Source organism: Nonomuraea sp. NPDC059023, assembly GCF_042740095.1.
GTDB lineage: Bacteria > Actinomycetota > Actinomycetes > Streptosporangiales > Streptosporangiaceae > Nonomuraea.
The window spans coordinates 285889-310111 of record NZ_JBHYIO010000005.1; the positions used below are offsets into that span (position 1 = coordinate 285889).

26 protein-coding genes are annotated in these 24223 nt (G+C 70.4%); 16 read left to right on the forward strand and 10 right to left on the reverse strand.

The annotated features are described in order from the left end of the window. Positions 1–148: 148 nt before the first annotated feature. The gene (locus ACFWYW_RS11480; protein ID WP_184967323.1) at positions 149–694 is read left to right on the forward strand and encodes a SigE family RNA polymerase sigma factor; all 546 of its coding nucleotides are present in this window, start codon (positions 149–151) and stop codon (positions 692–694) included. Next, positions 691–1335, forward strand: a complete 645-nt coding sequence (locus ACFWYW_RS11485; RefSeq protein WP_379616633.1) for a hypothetical protein — start codon at positions 691–693, stop codon at positions 1333–1335. The genes ACFWYW_RS11480 and ACFWYW_RS11485 overlap by 4 nt, the downstream gene beginning before the upstream one ends. 4 nt (positions 1336–1339) lie before the next feature. Here ACFWYW_RS11485 and ACFWYW_RS11490 read toward each other — a convergent pair whose 3' ends face one another. Genes ACFWYW_RS11490 through hrcA form a run of 3 tightly spaced genes read right to left on the reverse strand, consistent with a single transcriptional unit; the run spans position 1340 to position 4264 of the window. Beyond that, positions 1340–2071, reverse strand: coding sequence for a 16S rRNA (uracil(1498)-N(3))-methyltransferase (locus ACFWYW_RS11490; RefSeq protein WP_379616631.1), 732 nt, complete (start codon positions 2069–2071; stop codon positions 1340–1342). 28 nt (positions 2072–2099) lie between these two features. Further along, a complete protein-coding gene (gene dnaJ / locus ACFWYW_RS11495; RefSeq protein ID WP_379616629.1) occupies positions 2100–3239 on the reverse strand; it encodes a molecular chaperone DnaJ in 1140 nt (379 codons plus the stop codon). 11 nt (positions 3240–3250) lie between these two features. Beyond that, positions 3251–4264, reverse strand: a complete 1014-nt coding sequence (gene hrcA / locus ACFWYW_RS11500) for a heat-inducible transcriptional repressor HrcA (RefSeq protein WP_379616627.1) — start codon at positions 4262–4264, stop codon at positions 3251–3253. A 143-nt stretch (positions 4265–4407) separates the two neighbouring features. On the opposite strand from hrcA, the gene ACFWYW_RS11505 reads away from it, so the two are divergent. The 5 genes from ACFWYW_RS11505 to ACFWYW_RS11525 all read left to right on the forward strand — a co-directional run bounded on the left by ACFWYW_RS11505 (position 4408) and on the right by ACFWYW_RS11525 (position 8929). After that, entirely contained in the window at positions 4408–5328 is a 921-nt protein-coding gene (locus ACFWYW_RS11505) for a hypothetical protein (RefSeq protein WP_379616625.1), read from the forward strand. Between the two features lie 17 nt (positions 5329–5345). Then, the gene (locus ACFWYW_RS11510) at positions 5346–6170 is read left to right on the forward strand and encodes a DUF3097 domain-containing protein (RefSeq protein ID WP_379616623.1); all 825 of its coding nucleotides are present in this window, start codon (positions 5346–5348) and stop codon (positions 6168–6170) included. Beyond that, a complete protein-coding gene (locus ACFWYW_RS11515) occupies positions 6167–6859 on the forward strand; it encodes a DUF4870 domain-containing protein (RefSeq protein WP_379616621.1) in 693 nt (230 codons plus the stop codon). The genes ACFWYW_RS11510 and ACFWYW_RS11515 overlap by 4 nt, the downstream gene beginning before the upstream one ends. Before the next feature lie 82 nt (positions 6860–6941). Beyond that, positions 6942–8549, forward strand: coding sequence for a hypothetical protein (locus ACFWYW_RS11520; RefSeq protein ID WP_379616619.1), 1608 nt, complete (start codon positions 6942–6944; stop codon positions 8547–8549). Further along, positions 8546–8929: a hypothetical protein gene (locus tag ACFWYW_RS11525; RefSeq protein ID WP_379616617.1), complete on the forward strand. Its 384-nt coding sequence runs from the start codon at positions 8546–8548 to the stop codon at positions 8927–8929. Before ACFWYW_RS11520 ends, ACFWYW_RS11525 begins: the two co-directional genes overlap by 4 nt. Positions 8930–8950: 21 nt before the next feature. On the opposite strand, the gene hemW is transcribed toward ACFWYW_RS11525, so the two are convergent. Continuing rightward, on the reverse strand, positions 8951–10171 hold the full coding sequence (gene hemW, locus ACFWYW_RS11530; RefSeq protein WP_379616615.1) for a radical SAM family heme chaperone HemW: 1221 nt from the start codon (positions 10169–10171) through the stop codon (positions 8951–8953). Positions 10172–10268: 97 nt separating this feature from the next. Here hemW and ACFWYW_RS11535 point away from each other — a divergent pair, with 97 nt between their 5' ends. After that, positions 10269–11525, forward strand: a complete 1257-nt coding sequence (locus tag ACFWYW_RS11535; RefSeq protein ID WP_379616613.1) for a glycoside hydrolase family 18 protein — start codon at positions 10269–10271, stop codon at positions 11523–11525. Between the two features lie 67 nt (positions 11526–11592). On the opposite strand, the gene ACFWYW_RS11540 is transcribed toward ACFWYW_RS11535, so the two are convergent. Both ACFWYW_RS11540 and ACFWYW_RS11545 read right to left on the reverse strand, forming a co-directional pair. Further along, entirely contained in the window at positions 11593–12216 is a 624-nt protein-coding gene (locus tag ACFWYW_RS11540; protein WP_379616611.1) for an MOSC domain-containing protein, read from the reverse strand. Positions 12217–12259: 43 nt separating this feature from the next. Then, positions 12260–12532: a hypothetical protein gene (locus ACFWYW_RS11545; RefSeq protein ID WP_379616609.1), complete on the reverse strand. Its 273-nt coding sequence runs from the start codon at positions 12530–12532 to the stop codon at positions 12260–12262. A gap of 102 nt (positions 12533–12634) precedes the next feature. Between ACFWYW_RS11545 and ccmA the strand changes: the two genes are divergently transcribed. Genes ccmA through ACFWYW_RS11565 form a run of 4 tightly spaced genes read left to right on the forward strand, consistent with a single transcriptional unit; the run spans position 12635 to position 15416 of the window. Further along, positions 12635–13249: a heme ABC exporter ATP-binding protein CcmA gene (gene ccmA / locus ACFWYW_RS11550; protein ID WP_379616607.1), complete on the forward strand. Its 615-nt coding sequence runs from the start codon at positions 12635–12637 to the stop codon at positions 13247–13249. After that, positions 13246–14673, forward strand: coding sequence for a DUF6297 family protein (locus ACFWYW_RS11555; protein ID WP_379616605.1), 1428 nt, complete (start codon positions 13246–13248; stop codon positions 14671–14673). The genes ccmA and ACFWYW_RS11555 overlap by 4 nt, the downstream gene beginning before the upstream one ends. Before the next feature lie 33 nt (positions 14674–14706). Then, entirely contained in the window at positions 14707–15003 is a 297-nt protein-coding gene (locus ACFWYW_RS11560; protein ID WP_379616603.1) for a hypothetical protein, read from the forward strand. Then, the gene (locus tag ACFWYW_RS11565) at positions 15000–15416 is read left to right on the forward strand and encodes an acyl-CoA thioesterase (protein WP_379616601.1); all 417 of its coding nucleotides are present in this window, start codon (positions 15000–15002) and stop codon (positions 15414–15416) included. The genes ACFWYW_RS11560 and ACFWYW_RS11565 overlap by 4 nt, the downstream gene beginning before the upstream one ends. 6 nt (positions 15417–15422) lie before the next feature. On the opposite strand, the gene lepA is transcribed toward ACFWYW_RS11565, so the two are convergent. Next, positions 15423–17255 carry a translation elongation factor 4 gene (gene lepA, locus ACFWYW_RS11570; protein WP_379616599.1) on the reverse strand — a complete coding sequence of 611 codons (1833 nt, stop codon included), beginning with the start codon at positions 17253–17255 and terminating at the stop codon, positions 15423–15425. Between the two features lie 55 nt (positions 17256–17310). Here lepA and ACFWYW_RS11575 point away from each other — a divergent pair, with 55 nt between their 5' ends. Both ACFWYW_RS11575 and rpsT read left to right on the forward strand, forming a co-directional pair. Further along, a complete protein-coding gene (locus ACFWYW_RS11575; RefSeq protein ID WP_379616596.1) occupies positions 17311–18315 on the forward strand; it encodes a hypothetical protein in 1005 nt (334 codons plus the stop codon). Positions 18316–18417: 102 nt separating this feature from the next. Beyond that, positions 18418–18687 (forward strand): 30S ribosomal protein S20, encoded by a 270-nt coding sequence (rpsT, locus tag ACFWYW_RS11580; RefSeq protein WP_184966628.1) that lies wholly within the window; start codon positions 18418–18420, stop codon positions 18685–18687. 342 nt (positions 18688–19029) lie between these two features. Here rpsT and ACFWYW_RS11585 read toward each other — a convergent pair whose 3' ends face one another. Next, positions 19030–19521 (reverse strand): NUDIX domain-containing protein, encoded by a 492-nt coding sequence (locus ACFWYW_RS11585; protein ID WP_379616594.1) that lies wholly within the window; start codon positions 19519–19521, stop codon positions 19030–19032. Beyond that, positions 19518–20282 carry an XRE family transcriptional regulator gene (locus tag ACFWYW_RS11590; RefSeq protein ID WP_379616592.1) on the reverse strand — a complete coding sequence of 255 codons (765 nt, stop codon included), beginning with the start codon at positions 20280–20282 and terminating at the stop codon, positions 19518–19520. The genes ACFWYW_RS11585 and ACFWYW_RS11590 overlap by 4 nt, the downstream gene beginning before the upstream one ends. A 255-nt stretch (positions 20283–20537) precedes the next feature. Between ACFWYW_RS11590 and ACFWYW_RS11595 the strand changes: the two genes are divergently transcribed. Both ACFWYW_RS11595 and ACFWYW_RS11600 read left to right on the forward strand, forming a co-directional pair. Beyond that, positions 20538–21458 carry a radical SAM/SPASM domain-containing protein gene (locus ACFWYW_RS11595; protein ID WP_379616590.1) on the forward strand — a complete coding sequence of 307 codons (921 nt, stop codon included), beginning with the start codon at positions 20538–20540 and terminating at the stop codon, positions 21456–21458. A 9-nt stretch (positions 21459–21467) separates the two neighbouring features. Beyond that, a complete protein-coding gene (locus ACFWYW_RS11600) occupies positions 21468–22670 on the forward strand; it encodes a methyltransferase domain-containing protein (protein ID WP_379616588.1) in 1203 nt (400 codons plus the stop codon). 133 nt (positions 22671–22803) lie between these two features. On the opposite strand, the gene ACFWYW_RS11605 is transcribed toward ACFWYW_RS11600, so the two are convergent. Beyond that, entirely contained in the window at positions 22804–24168 is a 1365-nt protein-coding gene (locus ACFWYW_RS11605) for an ankyrin repeat domain-containing protein (RefSeq protein WP_379616586.1), read from the reverse strand. Positions 24169–24223 lie beyond the last annotated feature (55 nt).

Here is a 24223-nt window from a genome sequence, read left to right on the forward strand (position 1 = left end):
TGTGCGACACTTCAGCACAAAAGACGATTCAGGCTCGGGCGAGGCCACCTGGCGAGGACACGACTGGGTAATGCACCCCAAGGAACCGGGAAAACCTCAAGAACCGGAAGAGCGTAAACCCGCAGGGAAGGCCGAGCGTCCCATTGATGTGACCACCGAAACCCTTCTGGCCGACAGGTCGCTGGGGGCGGTGCCGGTCGGATGGGACGCCGACGTGGCCGTTACCGCGCTGTACAGTGCGCACTTCCGGTCATTGGTTCGTCTCGCCGTGTTGCTCGTGCGCGACATAGCAACAGCGGAGGAAGTCGTGCAGGACGCGTTCGTCGCCATCCATGGCGCCTGGCGCAGACTGCGTGACCCCGACAAGGCACTCGCCTACCTGCGGCAGTCTGTCGTCAACCGGTCCCGTTCCGTTCTGCGTCACCGAGCCGTCGTGGAGAAGTACGCACCCAAGGGCCTGCCAGACGCCCCGAGCGCCGAGAACGGCGCCATCGGCGAGCTGGAGCGCTCCGCGGTCATCGAGGCATTACGCGCGCTGCCGACCCGGCAGAGAGAGGCCCTTGTCCTTCGTTACTACGGGGATCTGTCCGAGGCTGAGATCGCCCATGCCATGGGCATCAGCAAGGGCGCGGTCAAGAGCCACACCGCCCGTGGCATGGCCGCCTTGCGATCCGTCCTGGAGAAGATGTCATGACCCAGCCGCCCGACGAGTACGGCGACATTCTGCGCCGCGTGCTCCGCGCGGAGGCGGACGCGGTCGTGCCGTCTCCGGAAGGTCTGGAGATCATCCGCGGCCGCATCGAGCGGCGGGGCGTGCGCAGCGTGTTGTGGTGGCGCATCGGCGCCGCCACGGTCAGTGCCGTACTGGTCGCGGGCACCGTCGTCATGGTGGTTCCCTCACTGCGGGACAGGGTCATCACGCCCACGGAGGTCGAGCACGTCCGCGAGACCGACGCCCCGCCGGACAACTCCTCCACCAACCGCCCTCAGGACAAGCCCAGCCCGAGCAGGTCGGAGCCGGCGATCCTGCCTGCCGACCCGACGCCCACGCCGACGTCGCCCGGGCAGGCCACCGAGTCGGCCAAGTCGACGGCGAAGCCGTCCCCGAGCGGCAGCGTCACCCCGACGCCGACGCCCTGCCCGTCCACTCCGGAGGAGGAGACCGCCGCGCGCGAGGACTGCCCCACGGCGTCCGCCAGTCCCACCCCCTCCGGCCCCACCGACACGCCCATCCCGTCCGGCAGTTGCCCGCCGGAGGAGTGCCCGCCGGACGACCAGCCGCCCGCGCCGCCCACCGACCTGACGACGCCGCTGACCTCCAACCAGGTGAGCTGAGGTCTCACCAGCGCCCGGTGCGCGCCATCAGCACCGCCGCCGCGGCCACTCCCGCGGTCGAGGTCCGCAGCACCGTAGACCCCATCAGCGCCGGTACGGCTCCCGCCGCGACGAACCCGGCCAGCTCGCCTTCCGAGATCCCGCCCTCGGGCCCGACCACGAGCACGATCTCCCCGTCGGCGGGCAGGCTCACCCGCGACAACGGCCGCGCCGCCTCCTCGTGCAGCACGAGCGCCAGCGCCGCCCGTCCGAGCAACGCCTCCACCTGAGCGGTGGAGGCCAGATCGGCCACCTCGGCCCCGTGGAAGCGCCGCGCCTGCTTGCCCGCCTCCCGCGCGGTGGCGCGCCACTTGCCGAGCGCCTTGGCGACCTTGTCGCCCTTCCACTGGGTGATGCTGCGCGCGGCCGCCCAGGGCACGATGCGGTCGACACCGGCCTCGGTCATCATCTCGACGGCCAGCTCGCCCCTGTCGCCCTTGGGCAGCCCCTGGACGACGACCACGCGCGGCGCCGGAGCCGGGACCTCGTAACGCTTGAGCACGTCGAGCAGCAGCCGGTCCTTGAGCGCCTCGCGCACGACGCACTCGGCCACCGCGCCGGCGCCGTCGGTGAGGTCGACCCGCTCACCCGCCCGCAGCCGCCTGACGGCCGCCGCGTGGCGGCCCTCCGGGCCGTCGAGCACCGCCTCATCGCCGCCGAACGTCTCGCGCCCGGCCAGGAACACCGGCACGCTCATGGCCGCCCCCGCTCGCCGTACAAGGAGGTCAGCGGCCGTTGAAGGCGTCTCGCAGGCGGGAGAAGAAGCCCTGCTGGCCCGGCGCGAACTTGCCGGGCGGGCGCTCCTCCCCGCGCAGCTTCGACAGCTCGCGCAGCAGTTCCTCCTGGGCCGGGTCGAGGCGGCCCGGCGTCTCCACGTTGACGTGGATGAGCAGGTCGCCGCGGCCGGAGTCGTTGAGGCGCTGCACGCCGCGGCCGTACATGGAGATCACCTGGCCGGACTGCGTGCCGGGGCGGACGTCGACCTCCTCGGCGCCGTCGAGCGTCTCCACCGTCAGCACGGTGCCGAGCGCGGCGGCGGTCATCGGGATCTGGACGGTGCAGTGGAGGTCGTCACCGCGCCGCTCGAAGATCTCGTGCGGCCGCTCGACGATCTCCAGGAAGAGGTCTCCGGGCGGGCCGCCGCCGGGGCCGACCTCGCCCTCACCGGCCAGCTGGATGTGGGTGCCGTCCTCGACGCCCGCGGGGATGCGGACCTTGATGGTACGGCGGGTGCGCACCCGGCCGTCGCCCGCGCACTCCTGGCAGGGGTTGCGGATGATGGAGCCGAATCCCTGGCACTGGGGGCACGGCCGCGAGGTCATGACCTGGCCCAGGAAGGACCGGGTGACCTGGGAGACCTCGCCCCGGCCGCCGCACATGTCACAGGTGTCGGGGTGGGTGCCCGGCGCGGCGCCCGCGCCCTGGCAGACCTCACAGACGACGGCGGTGTCGACGACCAGTTCGCGCGTGGTGCCGAACGCCGTCTCGCGCAGGTCCAGCTCGACGCGGATGGTGGCGTTGCGGCCCCTCCTGGCCCGCGAGCGGGGGCCGCGCCCGCCGCCCGCCGTACCGAAGAAGGCGTCCATGATGTCGCTGAAGGGGAAACCCGCGCCGAAACCGGCCGCTCCGGCCCCTGCGCCGGCGGCGGCGAAGGGGTCGGCGCCAAGGTCGTACATCTGGCGCTTCTGCGGGTCCGACAGCACCTCGTACGCCTGCGTGATCTCCTTGAAACGCTCCTGCGTCGCGGGATCGGGGTTCACGTCCGGGTGCAGCTCACGGGCCAGCCGGCGATAGGCCTTCTTGACCTCGTCCTGACTGGCGTCACGGCGCACCCCGAGGGTGCTGTAGTAGTCGCTGTTTGCCACTTATCGACCTCTTAAGAAGCAGCCAGGATCTGGCTGACGTAGCGTGCCACTGCGCGCACGGCGCCCATGGTCACCGGGTAGTCCATCCTCGTGGGGCCGAGGACGCCCAGCCGGGCCAGTTGGTTGTCGCCAGAACCGTATCCGGTGGCGACGATGGACGTGCCGTGGAGATAGGGGTTTTCCGCTCCGATGCGCACGGTGAGCGCGGTCGGGGTGTCCGTTGTCGTCTCGCCGAGCAGGCGCATGAGCACGACCTGCTCTTCCAGCGCTTCGAGGACGTCGCGCAGACCGATGGTGAAGTCGGCGCCGGCCAGGTTGGCCGCACCGGCGAAAACGATCTTCTCGTCGTGCCGTTCGACGAGCGTCTCCAGCAGGACCGACAGAATCGTCGCGACAACCGGCCGGTCCTCCACCGGAAGCCGTTCCGGCAGGTCGGCCACCAGGTCGGGCACCTCGGCCAGCCCGCACCCGTCGAGACAGGCGTTGAGCACGGCGCGCAGGTGGGCGATCCGGGGGTCCTCGATGACCTCGGGCAGCTCGACGACGCGCTGCTCGACCCGGCCCGTGTTGGTGATCAGCACGAGCATGATCCGCCGCTCGCTCAGCGGCACGAGCTCGACGTGACGCACGCTGGAGCGCGTCAGCGTCGGATACTGCACCACCGCGACCTGCCTGGTCAGCTGCGCCAGCAGCCGTACCGTGCGGGTCACCACGTCGTCGAGGTCGACCGCGCCGGCCAGGAAGGTCTCGATGGCCCTGCGCTCGGCCGTGGACAGCGGCTTGATCTGCGAGAGCCGGTCGACGAAGAGCCGGTAGCCCTTGTCCGTCGGCACCCGGCCCGCGCTGGTGTGCGGCTGGGTGATGTACCCCTCCTCCTCCAGCGCGGCCATGTCGTTGCGTACCGTGGCCGGGGAGACCTTGAGGTTGTGGCGCTCGGCCAGCGCCTTGGAGCCCACCGGTTCGTTGGTGGACACGTAGTCCTCGACAATCGCGCGGAGGACCGCGAGTTTCCTGTCGTCGAGCACGTGTGCACCTCCTACCTCTTCCCTTGGGAAACGCCAGGTCTGGCACTCGGTGTTCCCGAGTGCCAAGTGTACGGCTCTCACCCACAAGGTGCGATAACCCACGTGCTAGCGGACGGCAACCCGATACGTCCACACTTGCAGCTATGAGTGAAGATTTCCGGCAGGGTGGAGGATGGCAGCCTCCTCAGCAGCCTCCGTACGAGCCTCCGCCGCAGGGCGGACCCCCGTACGGCCCCCCGCCGCAGAGCGGCCCCCAGTACGGGCCTGCGGGCGGCCCGCCGTACGGCCAGCCGCCGTCGGGCCCCCCGCAGGGCCAGCCGCCCTCAGGCCCGCAGTACGGCCAGCCGCCCTCAGGTCCCCAGTACGGCCAGCCGCCGTCGGGCCCCCAGTACGGCCAGCAACCCCAGTACGGCCAGCCGCCCCTCGGCCAGCAACCCTTCGGTCAGCAGCCCCAGTTCGGCCAGCAGCAGTTCGGCCAGCCCCCGTACGGCGCCCCCCAGTTCCCCCCTCCGGTGGACGGCAAGCGGCTGCGCCCGCCCCTGTGGCAGATCGCCGTGGCCTGGGGCGTGGCCGTCGTGTTCGTGATCGCCGGCATCGCGCTGTTCGCGGGCGGCGTGACCAGTGGCGTGAGCGGCGCCGCCCCGGGCAAGACGTTCCAGCCCGGCCAGCCCGCCACGGTCACCATCGACCCGGCCGACCGGCCCGCGCTCTACCTGTCGCGCGGCACCCAGGTCAGCTGGGAGTGCCAGATCAACGGCAACGCCAAGCTCGTCACCACGCCCGTGAACCAGACCGTCGAGCTCAACGGCACGAGCTGGGAGCTGATCGCGCTGGTCAACGCCCCGGCCGCGGGTGACTACCAGATCAGCTGCACGATCGAGCCCGACGCGCAGACCCGCTTCGGCGTCGGCAAGGACCTGACCGCCGCGGCCGGCGGCATCATGGGCGGCGTGGCCGCGCTGTTCATCCTGCCCGCGGTCGGCGTGCTCATCGCGGTGGTGTGGACGGTCGTCGTGCTGGTGCGCCGCAGCGGCCACCGCAAGCGCCTCGCGATGGGCGGGTGATTTGCTACGGTCCCCGTGTGTACGACGGTGATGTGCTCGCGGGGAACTGGCGGCGTCCGGGCAAGGGCAAGATCCCTCAGGTCCCGGCGGATCTCGACCTGGTCGTGGAGGACGCCGATAGCGGCTTCTGCGGCGCCGTGGTGGCCTGCGACAAGGAGGCCGTCACGCTGGAGGACCGATTCGGCAAGCGCCGCCTGTTCCCGCTCGCGCCGGCGGCGTTCCTGCTGGAGGGCAGGCCGGTGACGCTGGTGCGGCCGGTCGCCCCGGCGGCGGGCGGGACCCCGGCGGGCGGGAAGAGGCGCAGCGCGTCGGGCTCGATCGCCGTCGAGGGCCTGCGCGCCCGGGTGGCCCGCGAGAGCCGCATCTACGTCGAGGGCGTGCACGACGCCGCCCTCGTGGAGAAGATCTGGGGCCACGACCTGCGGGTCGAGGGCGTGGTCGTGGAGTACCTGGAGGGCGTGGACGACCTGCCCGCCATCGTCGCGGAGTTCGGCCCGTCCGCCGGCAGGCGGCTCGGGGTCCTGGTGGACCACCTGGTGCCCGGTTCCAAGGAGAGCCGGATCGCCGCCCAGGTCAGCTCGCCCGACGTGCTGATCGTCGGGCACCCGTACATCGACATCTGGCAGGCGGTGAAGCCGTCCGTCCTGCGGATCCCCGGCTGGCCGGACGTGCCGCGCGGGGTGCCGTGGAAGGAGGGCGTGATCGCCGCCCTGGGCTGGCGCATGGAGCCCGCCGCGGCGTGGCGGCGCATCCTGGGCTCCGTCTCGACCTTTTCCGACCTCGAGCCCGAGCTTCTCGGCCGGGTCGAGGAGCTGATCGACTTCGTCACGGAGGCATCATGAGCCAGGACCACCCCCAGCCTGACGACGACTCCACCCGCCGCGTGGAGCGCTCCGACATTCCCGGCCACGGCCAGCCGCCCTCGGGAGGCTACGGTCAACAGCCCCCGAGCGGGTACGGCCAGCAGCCCCCAAGCGGATACGGTCAACAGCCGCCGAGCGGGTACGGCCAGCCGGGCGCGTACCCGGGAGGCTACGGCCAGCAGCCGTCAGGCGGGTACACCCAGCAGCCGCCCTCCGCCGACTACCCCTACGGGCAGCAGCCGTCGGGCCCCCAGGGCTACGGTCACCCGCAGCAGCCCCCGCCCGGCTACGGCTACGGCTACCCGGCGGCCCCCCAGCCCCACACCCCCGGCATGTACGGCCCGCGCCCCGGCACCGACGACACCACGATGGCCATGCTGTCCCACCTGCTGGGCCTGCTGGTCTCCTGGATCGGCCCGCTCATCATCTACCTGATGAAGAAGGACGAGTCCCCCTACGTCCGCGACCAGGCGGCCGAGGCGCTGAACTTCCAGATCACCATGTTCATCGGCTACATCGTCTCCTTCATCCTGACGATCGTCATCATCGGCTTCCTGCTGCTGCCGGTGGTCTGGATCGTCTCGCTGATCTTCCACATCCAGGCGGCCATCGCCACCAACAAGGGCGAGAACTACCGCTACCCGATCAGCATCCGCATGATCAAGTAATACGGAGAATCACGGTTCGATCACTCTCCGGAATGATCCCAGCTCCCCGGGTGACGATGGACGGGTCACTCACGGGGAGGTCATGGTGCACGAGCGCCTGCGCAACACCACCAGATACCTGGCAGCGGCCGCCTACCTGGATCCCGGCTTCCGCGACCGGGCGCTGTACGCGCTGATCGCGCGCCGCCACCACGCGGTGGCGCCGTCGGTCGGCGGGTTCGACCTGGGCCCGGTGCTGCGGCACTGCCTCTACTCGCGGTCGCTGCTGACCGTCAGGGAGGCCGCGGTCACGGTGATGCTGCTGCTCGCCCTGCTGTTCAACTTTCAGGCCACGATGCCGTGGCTCACGGTCCTGGGCGCGCTGGCGGCCTTCGCCTCCGGCGGGTTCGGCAGCCTGGGGCAGCGCAGGCGGCTGAGTCCTGTCCTCGTGGCCGGTCTGGTGATCGGCTTCTTCGCCCTGGTGGTCGTGCCCGCGCTGCTGCTGACCAGGTATCTCGGCGCGAGCGGCTCGGAGTTCGAGGAGGACAGCGGCTCCGGCTGGATGGCGCCCCTGATGCTCGTGGCCGCCATCGCCACCGTGCTGGCCTACCGGGTGCGCGTCTACCGGATCCTGTCGGAGCGGCTGCGGCCGGGCGCGGGCCGTACCGGAGCGGAGGCGGGCCCGCGGATGACGGAGGTCAAGCTCGCGCAGCACGGCAACCTGACGCTCTACTCCGGCGAGAACCCGTTCGTCGGCGCGGGCGATCTCGTGCGGGCCTGGACGATCGCGGCCGAGCTCGACCGGCGCACCGGCGACGCGGGCCGGGCGCCGGCCATGGTGGACGCGGTGGACCTGCACGAGTTCGTGGGCGAGCGGCTCAGCCAGATGCGCACGGCCGCCGAGCCCGCCATGCCCGTCCACCTGGACATCCTCGACCACGTGATCGCGCAGGGCCGCCTCAACCAGCTCCACGGTGAGCATCCGCTGCTGCACGGCACCCGGCCCCGCTACCAGCTCAGCGACCGGGAGCTCCAGGCGGTGATCCGCAACCCGCAGTCGGGCGCCCGCCACTACCGGTGGATCGTGGTCGGCACCAGCGGCGAGGCCGTCACCGACGTCGACGGCGACGAGGTGCTGCCCGCCGAGGACCGCGACACCACCGTGTCGATCTTCATCCATCTGGCCGTCGAGGGCCGGATGCTCTACACCGAGTTCATCGTGACCGCGCTGCCGCCCGTGCGCGCCGCCTACCGGGTGGTGGACGAGCTGCCCAGGGAGGCCGGCGCGGCGCTCGTGCTGGCGGCGCTCAGCCGCGCCCCGCTCGCGCTGGCCCGCGACGTCGTCGGCGCGCCCGCCCGGCTGCTGCGGCGGATCTTCATGGCGATGCGGCTGCCCGAGGACCCGGACAAGTACGTGGTCTACGACTACGGAGCCAGGATCAGCCTGCGTGAGGCGGGGGCCGAGCCGCGCATCAACACCTTCCTCGAAGGGCTGGACGCGTTCAAATACGCCAAGCTCGTGGAGGAGCGGCTGAACAACGCGGTGCTGGACTTCCTGGAGCAGCGCGGCGTGGACACCGCGGCGTACCGGCAGCAGATCGCCGCCGTCATCAACAACGGCACGGTGGTCAACGGCGGCACGTTCAACGGGACCAACATCGGCGGCCAGGGCGCCCAGTTCGCCGCGCCCGCCGGCAAGGGGGCCGCATGAGCACGCCCGACCCGTCGGCGCCCAACTACGGGACCGTCGTCAGCGGCGGCACGTTCACCGGCAGCAACATCGGCGGCCAGGGCTCGATCTTCCAGCCCGGCCAGGAACGCTCCGTCCCGCGGGAGGAGCTGGAGCGGCTGCGGAGTCAGGTGGTGGCGCTCCTGGCCCTCGTGGAGGCGCACGCGGCCGAGCTGCCCCAGGCCCGGCAGGCCCGCCGTGACCTGGAGGAGGTGCTGGCCGAGGCCGAGACCGAACCCGGGGAGCGCGACCCGGCCCGGGTCACCGCCGCCCTCGACCGCCTCGGCACCCGCCTGGCGCCCGTCACGGCCCTCGCCGCAGCACTGGGCCCGATCGCCGACCTGATCGCCACCTTCCTGTGACGGCGCCTCGTGTAACGTCGGTCAGAGTGTGAGGTCGCGGATGAGGGCGTCGGCGAGCAGGCGGCCTCGCAGGGTCAGCACCATGCGGCCCGCCTTGAACGCCTCCTGCTCCAGCAGCCCGTCCCCCACGGCCCTGGCCACGGCGAGCTTCGCGCCGGGCGCCACGTCGGCCAGCGGATAGCCGGTGATCAGCCGCAGCTCCAGCATCAGCCGCTCCACTTCACGGTCGGCGTCCTCGAGCACCTCCCTGGCGTGCGCAGGGGAGACGCCCTGGGCCAGCCGCTGCGCGTACGCGGCGGGGTGCTTGACGTTCCACCAGCGGGTGCCGCCCACGTGGCTGTGCGCCCCCGGCCCGACGGCCCACCAGTCGCCACCGGTCCAGTAGAGCAGGTTGTGCCGGCACCGGCCGGCCTCGGAACTGGCCCAGTTCGACACCTCGTACCAGGAGTACCCGGCCTTCGCCAGCAGTTCGTCGGCGATCAGGTAGCGGTCGGCGGCCACGTCGTCGTCGGGCATCGGCAGCTCGCCGCGCCTGATGCGGGCCGCCAGCCGCGTGCCCTCCTCGACGATGAGCGAGTACGCGGAGACGTGGTCGGGCCCGGCGGCGATCGCCGCCTCCAGCGACGCCCGCCAGTCGTCGTCGCTCTCTCCCGGGGTGCTGTAGATGAGGTCGAGGTTGACGTGGGCGAACCCGGCCTGCCGAGCCTCCCGTACGGCTTGCGCCGCCCGCCCCGGCGTGTGGTGCCGGTCGAGCACCTTCAGCACGTGCTCCTTGGCCGACTGCATGCCGAAGCTGATCCGGTTGAAGCCGCCCGCGCGCAGCTCGGCCAGATAACCGGGGTCGACGGACTCGGGGTTGGCCTCGGTCGTGACCTCCGCGCCGGGGCGCAGGCCGAACTCCTCGTCGATCGCGGCCAGGATGCGGGCCAGGTCGCCGGCGGGCAGCAGGGTGGGCGTGCCGCCGCCGAAGAACACCGTCTCGACGGGCAGGTCGGCCGTGCCGAGCACGCGGCGCGCGAGCCGTACCTCGTCGATGGCGGTGTCGGCGTAGTCCCGGTGCGAAGCGCCGGGGCCCAGCTCGGCGGCGGTGTAGGTGTTGAAGTCGCAGTAGCCGCAGCGCGTCACGCAGAACGGGACGTGCACGTAGAAGCCGAACGGGCGCTCGCCGAGGCCGCGCAGGGCACTCTCGGGCAGCTCTCCGGACGGGGGCGCGGGATCGCCGTCGGGCAGGGTGGATGGCACCCCTCCAGTCTGCCTTCTGCCATTGACTGCCCGATCACACCGTCCTACTGTCAGGGCATCTTAAAGGAAAGTTTCCTATCAATTCAGGAGACGCCGCGTGAAGAAAGTCCTGCTCGCTCTCACCCTCTTACTCGGTATGACGGTGGTGTCGGCCCCGGCAGAGGCCAACCACGGATCCGGCTACAAGAGAGTCGCCTACTTCGTCCAGTGGGGCGTCTACGGTCGCAACTACCACGTCAAGGACATGGAGACCAGCGGGGCCGCCCGCAAACTCACCCACATCAACTACGCCTTCGGGTTCGTGAACCAGCAGGCCGAGTGCTACTCCGCCGACGCCTGGGCCGACTGGCAGCGTCCCGTGCCCGCCGAGCAGAGCGTGGACGGCGTGGCCGACGCGCCCGGCCAGGCACTCAACGGCAACCTCAACCAGCTCAAGAAGCTCAAGGCCAAGCACCCCAAGCTCAAGGTCCTGATCTCGCTGGGCGGCTGGACCGGCTCCAAGTACTTCTCCGACGCCGTCCTCACCGCCGAATCGCGTAGCAAGCTCGCCAAGTCCTGCATCGACCTGTGGCTGCGCGGCAACCTGCCCGGCCTGGCCGACGGCACGGGCGCCGGCGTCTTCGACGGCATCGACCTCGACTGGGAGTGGCCCGGCTACCCCGGAGCCCCCGGCAACGTCGTGCGTCCCGAGGACAAGCAGAACTTCACCGCCTTCGTCGCCGAGCTCAGGTCGCAGATGAACGCTTACAAGCGTTCCGCCCTGATCACGGCGTTCCTGCCCGCGGCCACCCGCGTCATCGACGCCGGCCTCGAGGTGCGCAAGGTCTTCCGCAACCTGGACTACGCCACCATCCAGGGCTACGACCTGCACGGCCCGTGGGACAAGATCACCGGTCACCACTCCAACCTCTTCAACGACCGCCGCGACCCCAACGAGATCCGCGAGAGCCTCGACCAGACGATCAACTACTACCTGGAGCGCGGCGCGCCGATCCGCAAGCTCGTCGCCGGTGTGCCCGCCTATGGCAAGGGCTGGACCGGCGTGCCGGCGGGCCCGGCCGGAGACGGCGTCTACCAGCCCGCCACCGGCGCCGCCCCCGGCAAGTGGGAGGCGGGCTCCGAGGACTACAAGGACATCCTCGCCAAGCCCGGCAAGCGCTACCGCGACGTCAGGACCGGCGCCGTGTGGCTGTACGACGGCACCGAGTTCTGGACCTACGACGACCCGATCGTGATGCTGCAGAAGGCCGCCTACATCCGGCACAAGGGCCTGGGCGGCTACATGATGTGGTCCATCGACGGTGACGACGCCAAGGCCTCGCTCACCTCCGCCCTGTACAGGGTTCTGCGCTAGAAGTCGGACGGCGCACGGGCCGCACCAGCGGGGGGCTGCCCGTGCGCCGCTCCCCGCTCGCGGACCTTCAGCGCAGGAGGCGTTCGGCGCGGCGGTCCCAGTAGGAGCCGTGGCCGGGGAAGGCCAGGATGCGGGCCATGACGTCCTTGTCGCCGTGGTAGGCGAGCACGGATTCGGCGATCGTGACGCTCTCCTCCGGGCGGGCCACGATCTCGACCGGGTCGCCGACGCCCAGTTCGCCCGTCTCCACCACGCTCAGGTACGCGCCCACCCGGCCGGCGTCGGTGAAGCGCTTGAGCCAGCCCGGCTCGTCCATCCAGTTGCGGAACACCACGCACGGAATGCGCGGCCCGCTCACCTCCAGCAACGCCGTGCCGACCCGCCAGCGCTCGCCCAGCACCGCCCCCGACACGTCCACCCCGGACGTGGTGAGGTTCTCGCCGAACTGGCCGTCGCGTAGCTCCCGCCCCAGCTCCCCCTCCCACCAGTCATAGTCCTCGCGGGCATAGGAATAGACGGCCTGCGTGGGCGCGCCGTGGTTGGGCTGGTCGGCCCGCTCGTCGCCCTCCAGCCCGTTCTGCCGCACGCCGACGCGGCGCGTGACCGCCTTCTTGTCGATGGCGGTGCGCCCCAGCTTGCCCGCCCACTCCGCGTCGACCGCCCGCCCCACGTTCACTGAGATCAGCCGCATGGCTCCGACGGTAACCGACCCCGCGCGGCGGGGGCACACGCGGTCACCGGCTGAGCCTCAGGTCGGCCAGCTGTAACAACGTCGACAGCGCCGCCTCCCGCGCCGCCTCACCGTCGCCCTCCTCACCGAAGCACTCCGCGGCAACGTCGAGCACCGCCCGGACCACCGCCGCGTCCGGATAGGGCACCTCCACCCCCACCGTGCCGTCGGGGGCCACCTCGGCCGGGCGCAGATGCAGGCGGAGCAGCCGCCGCGTCTCCTCCGCTATCGCGACACCCAGCAGGGCCGCCCTCTCATACCGCTCAGCAGCGATCACAACACTCCTCCTATCGCACTCATGTTCGAGATTCGAAAGGCTAGAGTGCGGCACCGACAAAAATGCCGCGCCGGGTAGGGTCGAACGGTGTGCGATCCCCTCGTGACCACTGTCCGCCTGACCGTCGAACTCGGCGGCAATCCCATCCTCACCGGCCACGACCTGGTCGTACGACCAGGTGAGCTGGTCGCGGTCGTGGGCGAGAACGGGTCCGGCAAGTCCACGCTGCTGCGCTGCCTGGCCGGTCTCCAGCCGCCGACGAGCGGAGAGGTCACGGTCTTCGGTGCGCCTCCGGCCGACGTGGCGGCGTTCTGGCGGCGGGTGGCGGTGACGGGGGACGAACCGGCCTGGTATCCGGGTCTCACCGCGCGGGAGCACCTTGAGCTGGTGCTGGCCGTACACGATGGGCCGCGCATGAGCGTGGAGCGGGCGCTGGAGCTGTTCGACCTCGGTCCGCGCGCGGACGCCGTCCCGCTCAAGCTCTCCACGGGCCAGCGCCAGCGTCTCGCCCTGGCCGCGGCCCTGGTACGGCCCAGCAGCCTCCTTCTCCTCGACGAGCCGGAACGCGGCCTCGACACCGCCTTCCGCGAGCGCCTGGGCACCCTGCTGCTGGAGTACACGGCCGGCGGCGGCACCGTCATCATGGCCACCCACGACCCCGCCCTCGCCGCCCGCGCCCGCCATGTGTCCCTCGCGACCCGGGTGAGCGGACGATGACCGCGGTGCGCGAGATCAGGGCGCTCGTCCGGACCCGGTCCGGGCGGCAGCGGAGCCTGAGCGACCGGTACGCGACGCTGTTCGGGCTGGCGATGGGCGGCGCGATGCTGGCCCAGCCCGTCTCGGCCGCGTTCGAGTCCATGGCGGCGCCGCCTCCGCCGGAGCAGGTGGGCGCCGGGCTGGCGCTGGTGACGCTCGTGCTCGCGGGCTTCCTGTGGGCGGCGCGCGCGATCGGTCCCGTCGTGGTGTCGGCGGCTGACGCGGCCTGGCTGCTGCTGTCCCCGCTGGACCGGCGCGACGTGCTGGCACGCTCCGCGCGGACGCTGCTGCTGGTCAGCCTCGTGGTCGGCGCCGGTCTCGGGCTGGCGGCCCTGGCGGTGACCGGCGCGCCCGACCACCTCGTCTGGCGGCTGGTCGGCGCGCTCCTGGCGGGCGTCTCGGTGAGCGCGGGCGGGGTGGCGATGGCCGTGCTGGCCCAGACGTCCGATCCGTGGGACCTCGCGCTGCGCGCGGTGATCGCCGCGCTGGTGCTGGCCGCGGTCGTCCTGATGCTGGTGGGGGGCCGCCACGTGCCCGCGCCCGTCTGGTCGGCTGTTCCGGCTCTGGTCTCCGCCTTCCTGGTACGGCATGCCTGGTCGGCCTTTGCCCGTATCCCGGCCCGCCGCCTGCTGTCGTCGTCGGCCAGGGCCGGGCACCTGGCCAACGCCACCGTGAGCCTGGATCCGAGCCTGCTGAGCTGGCTCGCCGAGGACAACCACTGGCGTGGCGCCCGCCTGCGCAGCCGGTCGTGGCCCGGCCTGCCCGCGGTTTTCGCGCCCGCGTGGCAGGAGGTGCTGCGGCTGGTGCGGCGGCCGGGGCGGCTGGCCGTACTGGCGGGCTCGACGGCGGCGCCCGCGCTGATGGCCCAGGCGACTGCCGACACGGGAGCGCTGGTGGCGGTGCTCGTCCTGGGCGGTGGGCTGGCCGCGGCGGCGTCCGCGGTGTCAGGGGCGCGGTGGGACGCCGACAACCCGGCGCTGGCCCGCCTGCTGGCGCTGCCGAGGCGTGGGCTGATGGCGGCACGGGCCGTGCTGCCCGCGCTGCTGGCGGCCGTGTGGATGGGGGCGGCGCTGGTGCTGTTGCCCGGGGCTGCGGGGTCGCTGTTGTGGTTCGTGCCGCTCGCGGCGCCCGCACTGGCCGCCGCCGCGTTGCGGATGGCGAGGCGGGCTCCGGTGAACCACGCGATGCCGATCCTCGACATGGGGGCGGGCGCGATTCCGACCGGGCCGCTGTTCTGGGGGCTGACCGGGCTCGATCTGGCGGTCATCGGCTGCTTTCCGATGGCGATCGCCCTGGTGACGGGGTTTTCCGGCGGGTTGCTTGTCCTGCAGGCCGTCCTGGGCGCGGCGGTGCTCGCGGGGTATCTGAGCCGACAGCATCGCTAGGCAATCGCTAGCGATCGCAGTACGATTGCGGGCATGGACGTCCCACGGGCGCAGGCCGCGCTCCGGCAGATCGCCAAAGGGTTCGAGGAGCTCGCCACCGCCCTGGGCGGTCCAGAGGAGCCCGACGAGCCGGAGCGAACCGCGCGTGTCATCGCCGAGTGGGGGCGCAGGGGACTGACGAAGCAGGAGGCGTCGGCGCTGTTCAGAAAGCACGGCTTCGCCCCGCAGACCACCGGCGGCTGGGCCCGCGGCGACTGGATCGCGATCGGCGAGGACGGCCTGCGCTACCTCACCGGGCGATCGCACGACTGGCTGGAGGAACGGTCATGAGCTTCGCGGTACGCATCGCCGTACGCGGATATGAACTCGACACGCAGGGCCACGTGAACGGCGCGGTCTACCACCAGTACGGCGACCACGCGCGATGGGAGTGCCTGCGCGCGGCCGGGATCACCGTCGAGGACCTGCTCGCGTCGGGCGTGGGCCCGATCACGCTCGAGAACACCATCCGCTACCACCGCGAACTGCGCGGCGGCGACGAGGTCGAGGTGAGCTGCGGGTTCGAGTGGGGCGCGGGCAAGACGTTCAGGATCGTACAGGAGTACCGGCACCGGGACGGCGGTCTGGCGGCCGAGCTGACCAGCGTCGGCGGGCTCCTCGACCTGCGGGAGCGCCGCCTCGTGCCGGACCCGGCCGCGCACTGGCGGGCGCTGGCGTCAGAGCCCGCGCTGCTAGGGCTCTGAGCGCCGCTACTTCTTCGCCTTGTCCGCGGCGCTGGAGTCGGTCGACAGCGCGGCCACGAACGCCTCCTGCGGCACCTCGACCCGGCCGACCATCTTCATCCGCTTCTTGCCTTCCTTCTGCTTCTCCAGCAGCTTGCGCTTACGGCTGATGTCACCGCCGTAGCACTTGGCGAGGACGTCCTTGCGGATCGCGCGGATGTTCTCGCGGGCGATCACCCGGGCGCCGATGGCCGCCTGGATCGGCACCTCGAACTGCTGCCTCGGGATGAGCTCGCGCAGCTTCTTGGCCATGTCGACGCCGTAGGCGTAGGCCTTGTCCTTGTGCACGATAGCGCTGAAGGCGTCGACCGGCTCACCCTGCAGCAGGATGTCGACCTTGACCAGCTCCGCCTCCTGCTCGCCCGCGGGCTCGTAGTCGAGCGAGGCGTAGCCGCGGGTGCGGGACTTCAGCTGGTCGAAGAAGTCGAAGATGATCTCGCCGAGCGGCAGCGTGTAGCGGATCTCGACGCGGTCCTCCGACAGATAGTCCATGCCCAGCAGGTTGCCGCGCCGTCCCTGGCAGATCTCCATGATCGCGCCGATGAACTCGGCCGGGGCCAGGATCGTCGACTTCGTCACCGGCTCGAAGACCTTGTCGATCTTGCCGCCGGTCGGGAACTCCGACGGGTTGGTGACGGTCAGCTCCTTGCCGTCCTCCATCTCCACCCGGTAGACGACGTTGGGCGCCGTGGAGATCAGCGACAGGCCGAACTCGCGCTCCAGCCGCTCGCGGATGATCTCCATGTGGAGCAGGCCGAGGAAGCCGACACGGAAGCCGAAGCCCAGCGCGGCCGAGGTCTCCGGCTCGTAGATCAGGGAGGCGTCGTTGAGCTGCAGCTTGTCGAGCGCCTCGCGCAGTTCCGGGTACTCGTCGCCGTCGATCGGGTAGAGGCCGGAGAACACCATGGGCCGCGGGTGGTCGTAGCCGGCCAGCATCTCCTTCGCGCCGTGCACGGCCGAGGTGACGGTGTCGCCGACCCGTGACTGGCGCACGTCCTTCACGCCGGTGATCAGGTAGCCGACCTCGCCGACGCCGAGGCCCTTGTCGGCGACCTTCGGCTCGGGGGAGATGACGCCGATCTCCAGCGTCTCGTGGGTGGCCTGCGTGGACATCATGGTGATGCGCTCGCGCTTGCCGAGGTGGCCGTCGAAGACGCGTACGTAGGTGACGACGCCCCGGTAGGTGTCGTACACCGAGTCGAAGATCAGCGCGCGGGCGGGCGCGTCGGCGGCGCCCACGGGCGGCGGGACCGTCGCGACGACGTGGTCGAGCAGTTCGCGCACGCCCTCGCCGGTCTTGCCGGAGACCCGCAGCACGTCCGACGGGTCGCAGCCGATCAGGCCCGCGATCTCCTCGGCGAACTTCTCCGGCTGGGCGGCCGGAAGGTCGATCTTGTTGAGGACCGGGATGATGTCGAGGTCGTTGTTCATCGCGAGGTAGAGGTTCGCGAGCGTCTGCGCCTCGATGCCCTGAGCGGCGTCGACCAGCAGGATCGCGCCCTCGCACGCCTGCAGCGACCGGGACACCTCATACGTGAAGTCGACGTGGCCGGGCGTGTCGATCATGTTGAGCACGTGCCCGTCCCACGGCAGCCGCACCGCCTGGGACTTGATCGTGATGCCGCGCTCGCGCTCGATGTCCATCCTGTCGAGGTACTGAGCACGCATCGAACGGTCGTCGACCACACCGGTGATCTGCAGCATGCGATCGGCAAGCGTGGACTTGCCGTGGTCGATATGCGCGATGATGCAGAAGTTGCGGATCAACGCGGGGTCGGTCTGGCCAGGCTGATTGCGCACCGAAGTCCGTTTCGACAGGGTTGAGGTCAAGCGTCTTTCATGGTGACATGCCCGGGTGATTGCCCGAACCGTCATCCGCCGCGGCCTGCGCGTGCTCGCGCTTGCCTTGGCCATCGTGGTCGTGCTGGTCGGCGTGGTCGCCGCAGCGTTCCGAGTCCAGTTTACCGGCGAGCCCGCGGACTGGGCCAAGAGCACCGGTAACGACGCTCTGTGGATGGGCCACATGTGGGTGGACGGCCGCCGCACGGAGCAAGACGTCAAGAATCTGGCGGTACGGCTGCGCAGTACCGGCATCAAGGACCTTTACGTCCACAGCGGCCCCTTCAAACGCGACGGAACCCTCGACATGAGCGCCATCTCCACCGCCGAGAGCTTCGTGGCCTGGGCGCACGAACATCTGCCCGACGTCCGGGTCTCGGCCTGGCTCGGCCAGAAGGTGGACGGTTTCCTCGACCTCGACTCCCCCGCCACCAGGCAGAACATCCTCACCAGCGTCACCGCCATCATGGCGCTCGGCTACGACGGCATCCACTACAACTTCGAGCCCATCGGCTCCGACGACGGCGACTTCCTCGACCTGCTCGACCGGACCCGGCCGCTGACCGAACTCCTGTCGACGTCCACGCCGCAGATCGAGCCCTACCCCCTCATGCGGCCGGTGACCAGGGTCTTCCTGGACCACGACAAGTATTGGTCACAGGGTTACTTCGGCGAGGTGGCCCGGCGGGTCGACCAGGTGGCCGTCATGGCCTACGACTCGGGCATGCCCCTCACCTCCCTGTACGGCGGGCATGCCGTACGGCAGGCCAAGCTCGCACTCGACCTCGTACCCGAGACCAGGACCGTGCTGCTCGGCGCGCCCGCCTACCACGACCACGGCATACCCTGGGGCGACTCCGCCGAGAGCGTGGCCGACGCGGCGCTGGCCGCCCGCCTGGCCATCACCGACCGGGGACCGCGCGAACGATACGGGCTGGCCATGTATGTAGACTTCGCGGCGACGGAGGAGGACTGGCGCGAGTACACCACGGAGTGGCTACGCTCGGAGTCGTTGATTTGAGCGGCGACCTGAGTTATTGGTAGCCTGTTCAACTGCGTGTGGCGCGCCCTCTCTCGAGCCCGCGCGCCCCATCCATCACCAGATTCTCACCGAGGCTTCTTCGTGGCGAACATCAAGTCCCAGATCAAGCGCAACAAGCAGAACGAGAAGGCTCGTCTGCGCAACAAGGCCGTCAAGTCGTCCCTGAAGACCGCGGTTCGCAAGTTCCGCGAGGCCGCCGAGCAGGGCAACGTCGAGGAGGCCGCGGCAGCTCAGCGTGTGGCTTCCCGTCAGCTCGACAAGGCAGTGAGCAAGGGCGTCATCCACAAGAACCAGGCCGCGAACCGCAAGTCGGCGATCGCCAAGCAGGCCGCCGCGCTGGCCGCCAAGTAGCCTGACGCTTTCCTGGACGCCGTGCCCCCGGGTAGGGGTGCGGCGTTTCCGTATACCCAAAAGCATCGTCTTTCACTTTTGCGGGCTTCGCGCGTCCGGGATTCCAGGCGTTCTTCCAGTCGAGCCACGGGCTCGACCCCTGGTCGGCCTCGCTTCGCTCGGGCTGCCTTTCTGAAGACCCACCCCTTACCCAGCCAAGTGGTCAGCCAGCTGGATCCCACCCTCGCTTCGCCCCCGGAAAGCAACTGGGCCAGGCTGTTGGTTCGGCAGGGGGCCATCCAACCCAGGTCCTCAACGCGAGCTAAGTGCCCTGTGCGCCACGACAGATGATCGACAGCCGGTTCAGCCGATGTGCGGAGATCCGCCGGTAAGCCCGCAGTCGATCCGCAGGCGGATCGCGGGATGGATGTTGTACCCGGCGAGCCTCTCCGGCGTCACCCATCGCACCTCCTGCGCCTCCGCCGGCTCCGGCCGGATCTCCCCTCCGACGACATGGGCCCGCAGGCACACATTGATCGGCTGACGCACCTCGTCAACCTTGCCGCCCTTCAAGTAGGCGATCACATGATCCGGCGTGGAGAACACGCCGACCAGACCGACGATCTCGATGTCGGGGCCCGTCTCTTCCCTGCACTCGCGAACGCCCGCCTCCGCGACCGTCTCCCCCTTCTTCACCCCGCCGGTGGGGATCGTCCACAGGCCGTTGTCCGTGCGACGGAGCATGAGCACCCGCCCCTGATCGTCCTTGACGAACACGCTCGCGGACGCCTTGCGACTGGTCGGCTTCGGCGCTTCGGGATCCTGCCAGTAGTCGATGCGTCTGATCTCTTTCACAGCACAGTTCCCCTGTCCCAGGGCCGGGCTGACGCCCACACCCGCTCAAAGGACTCCAGATAGGTGTTGAACCATGCCCCGTCCACCCGGCGCAGACGCAGGGTTGGCGTGAAAGCAGCCAGCAAGCCGTACACGTGGACGTTGACCAACATTTCATCATCAAAGCGATAGATGGAGTTGTAGAGCGGGGTGTCGTGCAACCGGATCTGCACGGTAGGCGGCATCCGCTGCCCGTAGTAGGCCAGCACCGCGGCGACCCGGCCGGCGACCCCGCCTCCAATCTGATGCTCGGCATCCCGTGCGGCGAGCTGCCGGCCGTCGGGATCGCCAAAGAGCAGGCGTACGCGCACGCCGGCCTCCGCCTTGGCCGCCAGCGTGGGGATCCAGTCAGGATGTTCCTCGGCCAGGAACAGACCGGCGGACGCGATGAGGTCGACGTTCCGCTTGGCCCCTCGCAGGATCTCCGTCCAGAGGTGCCGGGGGACGTCGTTGCGGCGCGGGTAACCGGCGACGAGTTCGGCTCCGGCGAGCCCGGTTCTGTCGATGGCATCCGGCCAGAGGTAGGACTCATCCTCCTGGAGGATGGCGGCGACCCGGTAGCGGGTCTTGGGATACGGCACGGACGTGCCGTGCAACCAGCGTTCCACGGTTTTGACACATACCTCGGCGCGCGCTGCCAGCCCCTCCGGGTCGATACCGGCGTGGAGCATCGTCCGGCGGAGCCGTTCGTTCACCATGACGGCAATCCTGTCGAAGGACATCGTTCATGATCTGGCTGACTCAGAGATGTCCTCAGATGTCTGGCGGTGTCGGAGCGCTGTCTAGTCTCCGCATCGCATGATGCCGTCATGACCCCAGGCCCAGGCGGACAAGCCGGCCGGCCTACGGACCGCGTTCCCTGCGTGGACGTTCTCACGCGGGTTGGAGGAGCAGCGGCGGTACGCAGTTGGAACGCATGGTTTCCCATGGGCTGGGTCTCACCCGGCCCACACAGCCCCGTCTTGTCAGGAGGACCCGTGAGCACGGCACCACCCGCCCTCGACTTCTTCTGGGCAGAGATCACCGGCAAATGTCAGCTTGCCTGCACCCACTGCTACGCCGGCTCCGGACCGGACGGCACCCACGGCGCCATGACCGCGACCGAATGGGCCGCCGCCATCACGCAGGCCCGCGCGCTCGGCGCCCGCATGGTGCAGTTCATCGGAGGCGAACCCACCCTGCACCCCGACCTGCCCACGCTCATCGCGCACGCGCTGGGTGACGGCCTACAGGTTGAGGTGTACACGAACCTCGTCCACGTCACCCCATCGTTGTGGGACGTCTTTGCACAGCCCAAGGTCATGCTCGCGACCTCCTACTACACCGACGACCCCGACCAGCACCAGCAGATCACCCAACGCAGGACCCACCACCGCACCCACACCAACATCGGCCGCGCCATCGCCCTGGGCATCCCCATCCGCGCCGGCATCATCGACATCCACGACGGCCAGCACGTCGAGCAGGCCAAGCAGCAGCTCGCGCGACTCGGCGTCACCGACATCAGCGTCGATCGGATGCGGCTCCTCGGCCGGCCCGCGCGGCAATCGTGCGACGTCTCCCAGCTATGCGGCCGATGTGGCGACGGCATCGCCGCGATCCTGCCCGACGGCACCGTCACCCCGTGCCCGCTCTCGCGCTGGCTTTCCGCTGGCAACATCCGCGAGACCGGTCTAACGTCCCTGGTAGGAGCCGCGTACCAGCTCTCACACGAGCAGATCCTGCCCGCGGTCACCGCCGCCGGAGCGTGGCCGTGCGAACCGAACTGCAACCCGGGCTGCGCTCCCGGCATGCAGAAGCCGGACAACTGCCACCCGAAGGGCAGCTGCAACCCCACCAAGCCACCCGACCCCCAGTGCACCCCCACGTTCAAATGCGCGCCTACGAAGAAGAAATAGGAGCGGCCCGTGCCCAGAAACATCATGCACGCCACCCACGCGCAGGCGCTCTCCCGCTACCTCCTGGACGCCGGTGTCCTCAGCCTGGCCGACCATGGCGACAAAGCGTGGCTCCACGCGGTAGAGCAGTTGCCTCGCTGTGCGTTCGTGCCCGACCGGGCCTGGGCCACACCTCAAGATGACCGCCCCGAGCACCTCATCGACCAGCAGGCGGACCCAGACGCCTGGTGGGAGGCCGTCTACACCAACACCGCCATCATCACCCAGCGCGGCGACGGAAACGCGGAGATCAGCGACACCAGCGCCCCGCCGACGTCCTCGCTGTCGAGCCCGCACGTGGCGGTCGAGTTTCTCCGGCTGCTCGACCTCGCCTCCCATCATCGGGTACTGGAGATCGGTACCGGCACCGGCTGGACGGCCGCGATGCTCGCCGCCCGGGTCGGCGACCATCACGTCACCACCATCGAGGTCGACCAGACGGTGGCCGCCGTCGCCAGTGCCAACCTCGACGAGGCCGGCCACGCGCCCTTCGTCCTCGTCGGCGACGGTGCGCTCGGCTGCACCGACCGAGCCCCCTATGACCGCGTCCACGTCACCTGCGGCGTCCGCGAGGTTCCCTACGCCTGGGTGGAGCAGACCCGGCCGGGCGGCGGCATCGTCCTCCCCTGGATGCCACCGTCCGGGATCTGGGGTCACCAGCTGTATCTCGACGTTGTCGATGACGGCACCGCCCTCGGCACGCTGGGTGTCGAGGCGTCGTACATGCTCATGCGAGATCAGGTACGGCATGGCGCACCCGCCGTACGCCCGATCGATGTGACAGTGGCGTCGAGCCGCCTTGACCCCGCGGCCGTCGTCGACGCCCTGTCCAGGGGGTTCCAGATCTACCTGGCCGGCGCGGCACCTGAGCTGACCGTGCACGGTCAAGGGTGGGATCATCCCGGCGGCGATGGCGCCTCCACGTTCACCGCCCACGCCGAAACCCTGGAGGGCGAGAGCTGGGCCACGGCCGTGGCGACCTACAGTGAGGCGGACGTCGAGGTCAGGCAGGCAGGCGCGCGGCGCGTCTGGGACGAGGTGGAGCGTGCCTACATGGGATGGCTTCGGGCCGGACGCCCGGCGCCGAACAGGTTCGGCATCACCGTGACCCCGGCTGGTCAGCACATGTGGATCGACGACCCCTGGCAGATCGTCGAACCGGTCGGCCTTTGAGAGGCAGCGGTCACTTCCGCCGGGAAACGCTCCGCCGGCTCGTGCGACGGTACCCGGAAGCCGCGAGACGGGCGCTCGACCAGCAGGGGCTCTAGGCGGCCCGCCCCCCGCCGGTCTGCGGGGGGCGGGGTGCTCAGTGTGGGGCGGATCCGATCAGGTCGTGGAGGTGCTGAGCTTCGGGGTCGTGTGGGCGGGCGGCGAAAGCTATGCGCAGCCAGCCGTCGGCGTCGAACTGGAGGAGGTCGTCGCGGATGGACGGGTCGGCGCCGCGTTCCAGGAGCAGGCGGATCACGGGGAGCCGGGCGCCTGGGATGGCCCAGTGGAGGCCGGTGCGTCCGAGGTAGGGTGCCACGTCCGGATGGACGCCGTGGTCGAGGAACCAGCGTACGACCTCGATCCGGCCGTGCTGGCAGGCGTGGACGAACGCCTCTCCCACGATCTCCTCCGGATCATCGGTCGGCGGCAGGCGGGAGGGGAAGCCGGCGCCGGTGTCGGCGAGGTCAGGGCGTGCCGGCGCGGCGTGCGGGCGGAGCATGCCGTCCGGGTCGAAGCAGGTCCGTACCAGGTCCAGCCTGCCGCAGGCGGCGTACATCCAGAGCGCCTGCGGGGCGATCGTGTGTACGGCGAGCAGGTCGGCTACCTCCGTGTTGCCGTGGTAGACGGCGTTCTCCAGTGGGGTGACGCCCAGGGTCCGGGTGCCTGGGTCGGCGCCGGCTTCGAGCAGCAGGCGTACGTAGCCGACCCGGTTGAAGCGGGCGGCCCAGGTGAGCGGGCGGTCCAGGTCGGTGGCCTTGCCGAGCAGGACGGCGACCGCGGCGCGGGGTACACCGAGCTCTTTGCCTGGCCGGACACCGGGGGTCGGCTCGGGGCCCGCGAGCATGTGCAACAGGGTGTCGGCCTGCTCGGCGGTCAGGTGGGCCAGCCGGGTGGTGTCGCCGGCCAGCAGGGCTTCGGCCTCGCGGTGCAGCCGCTGCCGTCGGCGGCGGTGTTCGCCGAGGTCGTGCCGGGACTTCTCGGTGAACGACAGGAGTTCCTGCCAGGTCGGGAAGCCGAGCTCCCGCGCGATGATCAGCCGCGCGTCACGGAGCCCGGCGGTCGCGGCGGAGGTGGCGGTGGCGTGGCGGGGCACGTAGGCCCGTAGTCGTCGCAGGGCGGCGGGAGTGTCGCGGCGCAACTCCGTGAGAAGGGTGTCGGCCATCGAGGCGTAGATCCCGGGACTTACTCCCATGAGGCGGGAGACCGGCCGTTCTTCTGTGGTGGCGCGGCTTTCGACGTGGGCGCGGAATTCGGGCCAGGTCCGGAAGCCGTGTTCCTGGGCGAGTACGAACTGGGCGTCGCTGAGCAGGAACCGTTCTTCGGCTCGATCGCCCAGCACCTCGGCGACCCGGGCTCCGGCCGCCGCATCGCCCGCGGCGTACGCGTGATGCAGGTGTTTGGCCTGTTTGCGGTAGTACTCGGCGTTTGGATGAGCCGGCAGCTCGAAATGTCGATCAGACATCGCAACCTCCATCGTCGCCGAGGTCCGCTTGCCCGGCCGGAAAGAGGTTGGTCGT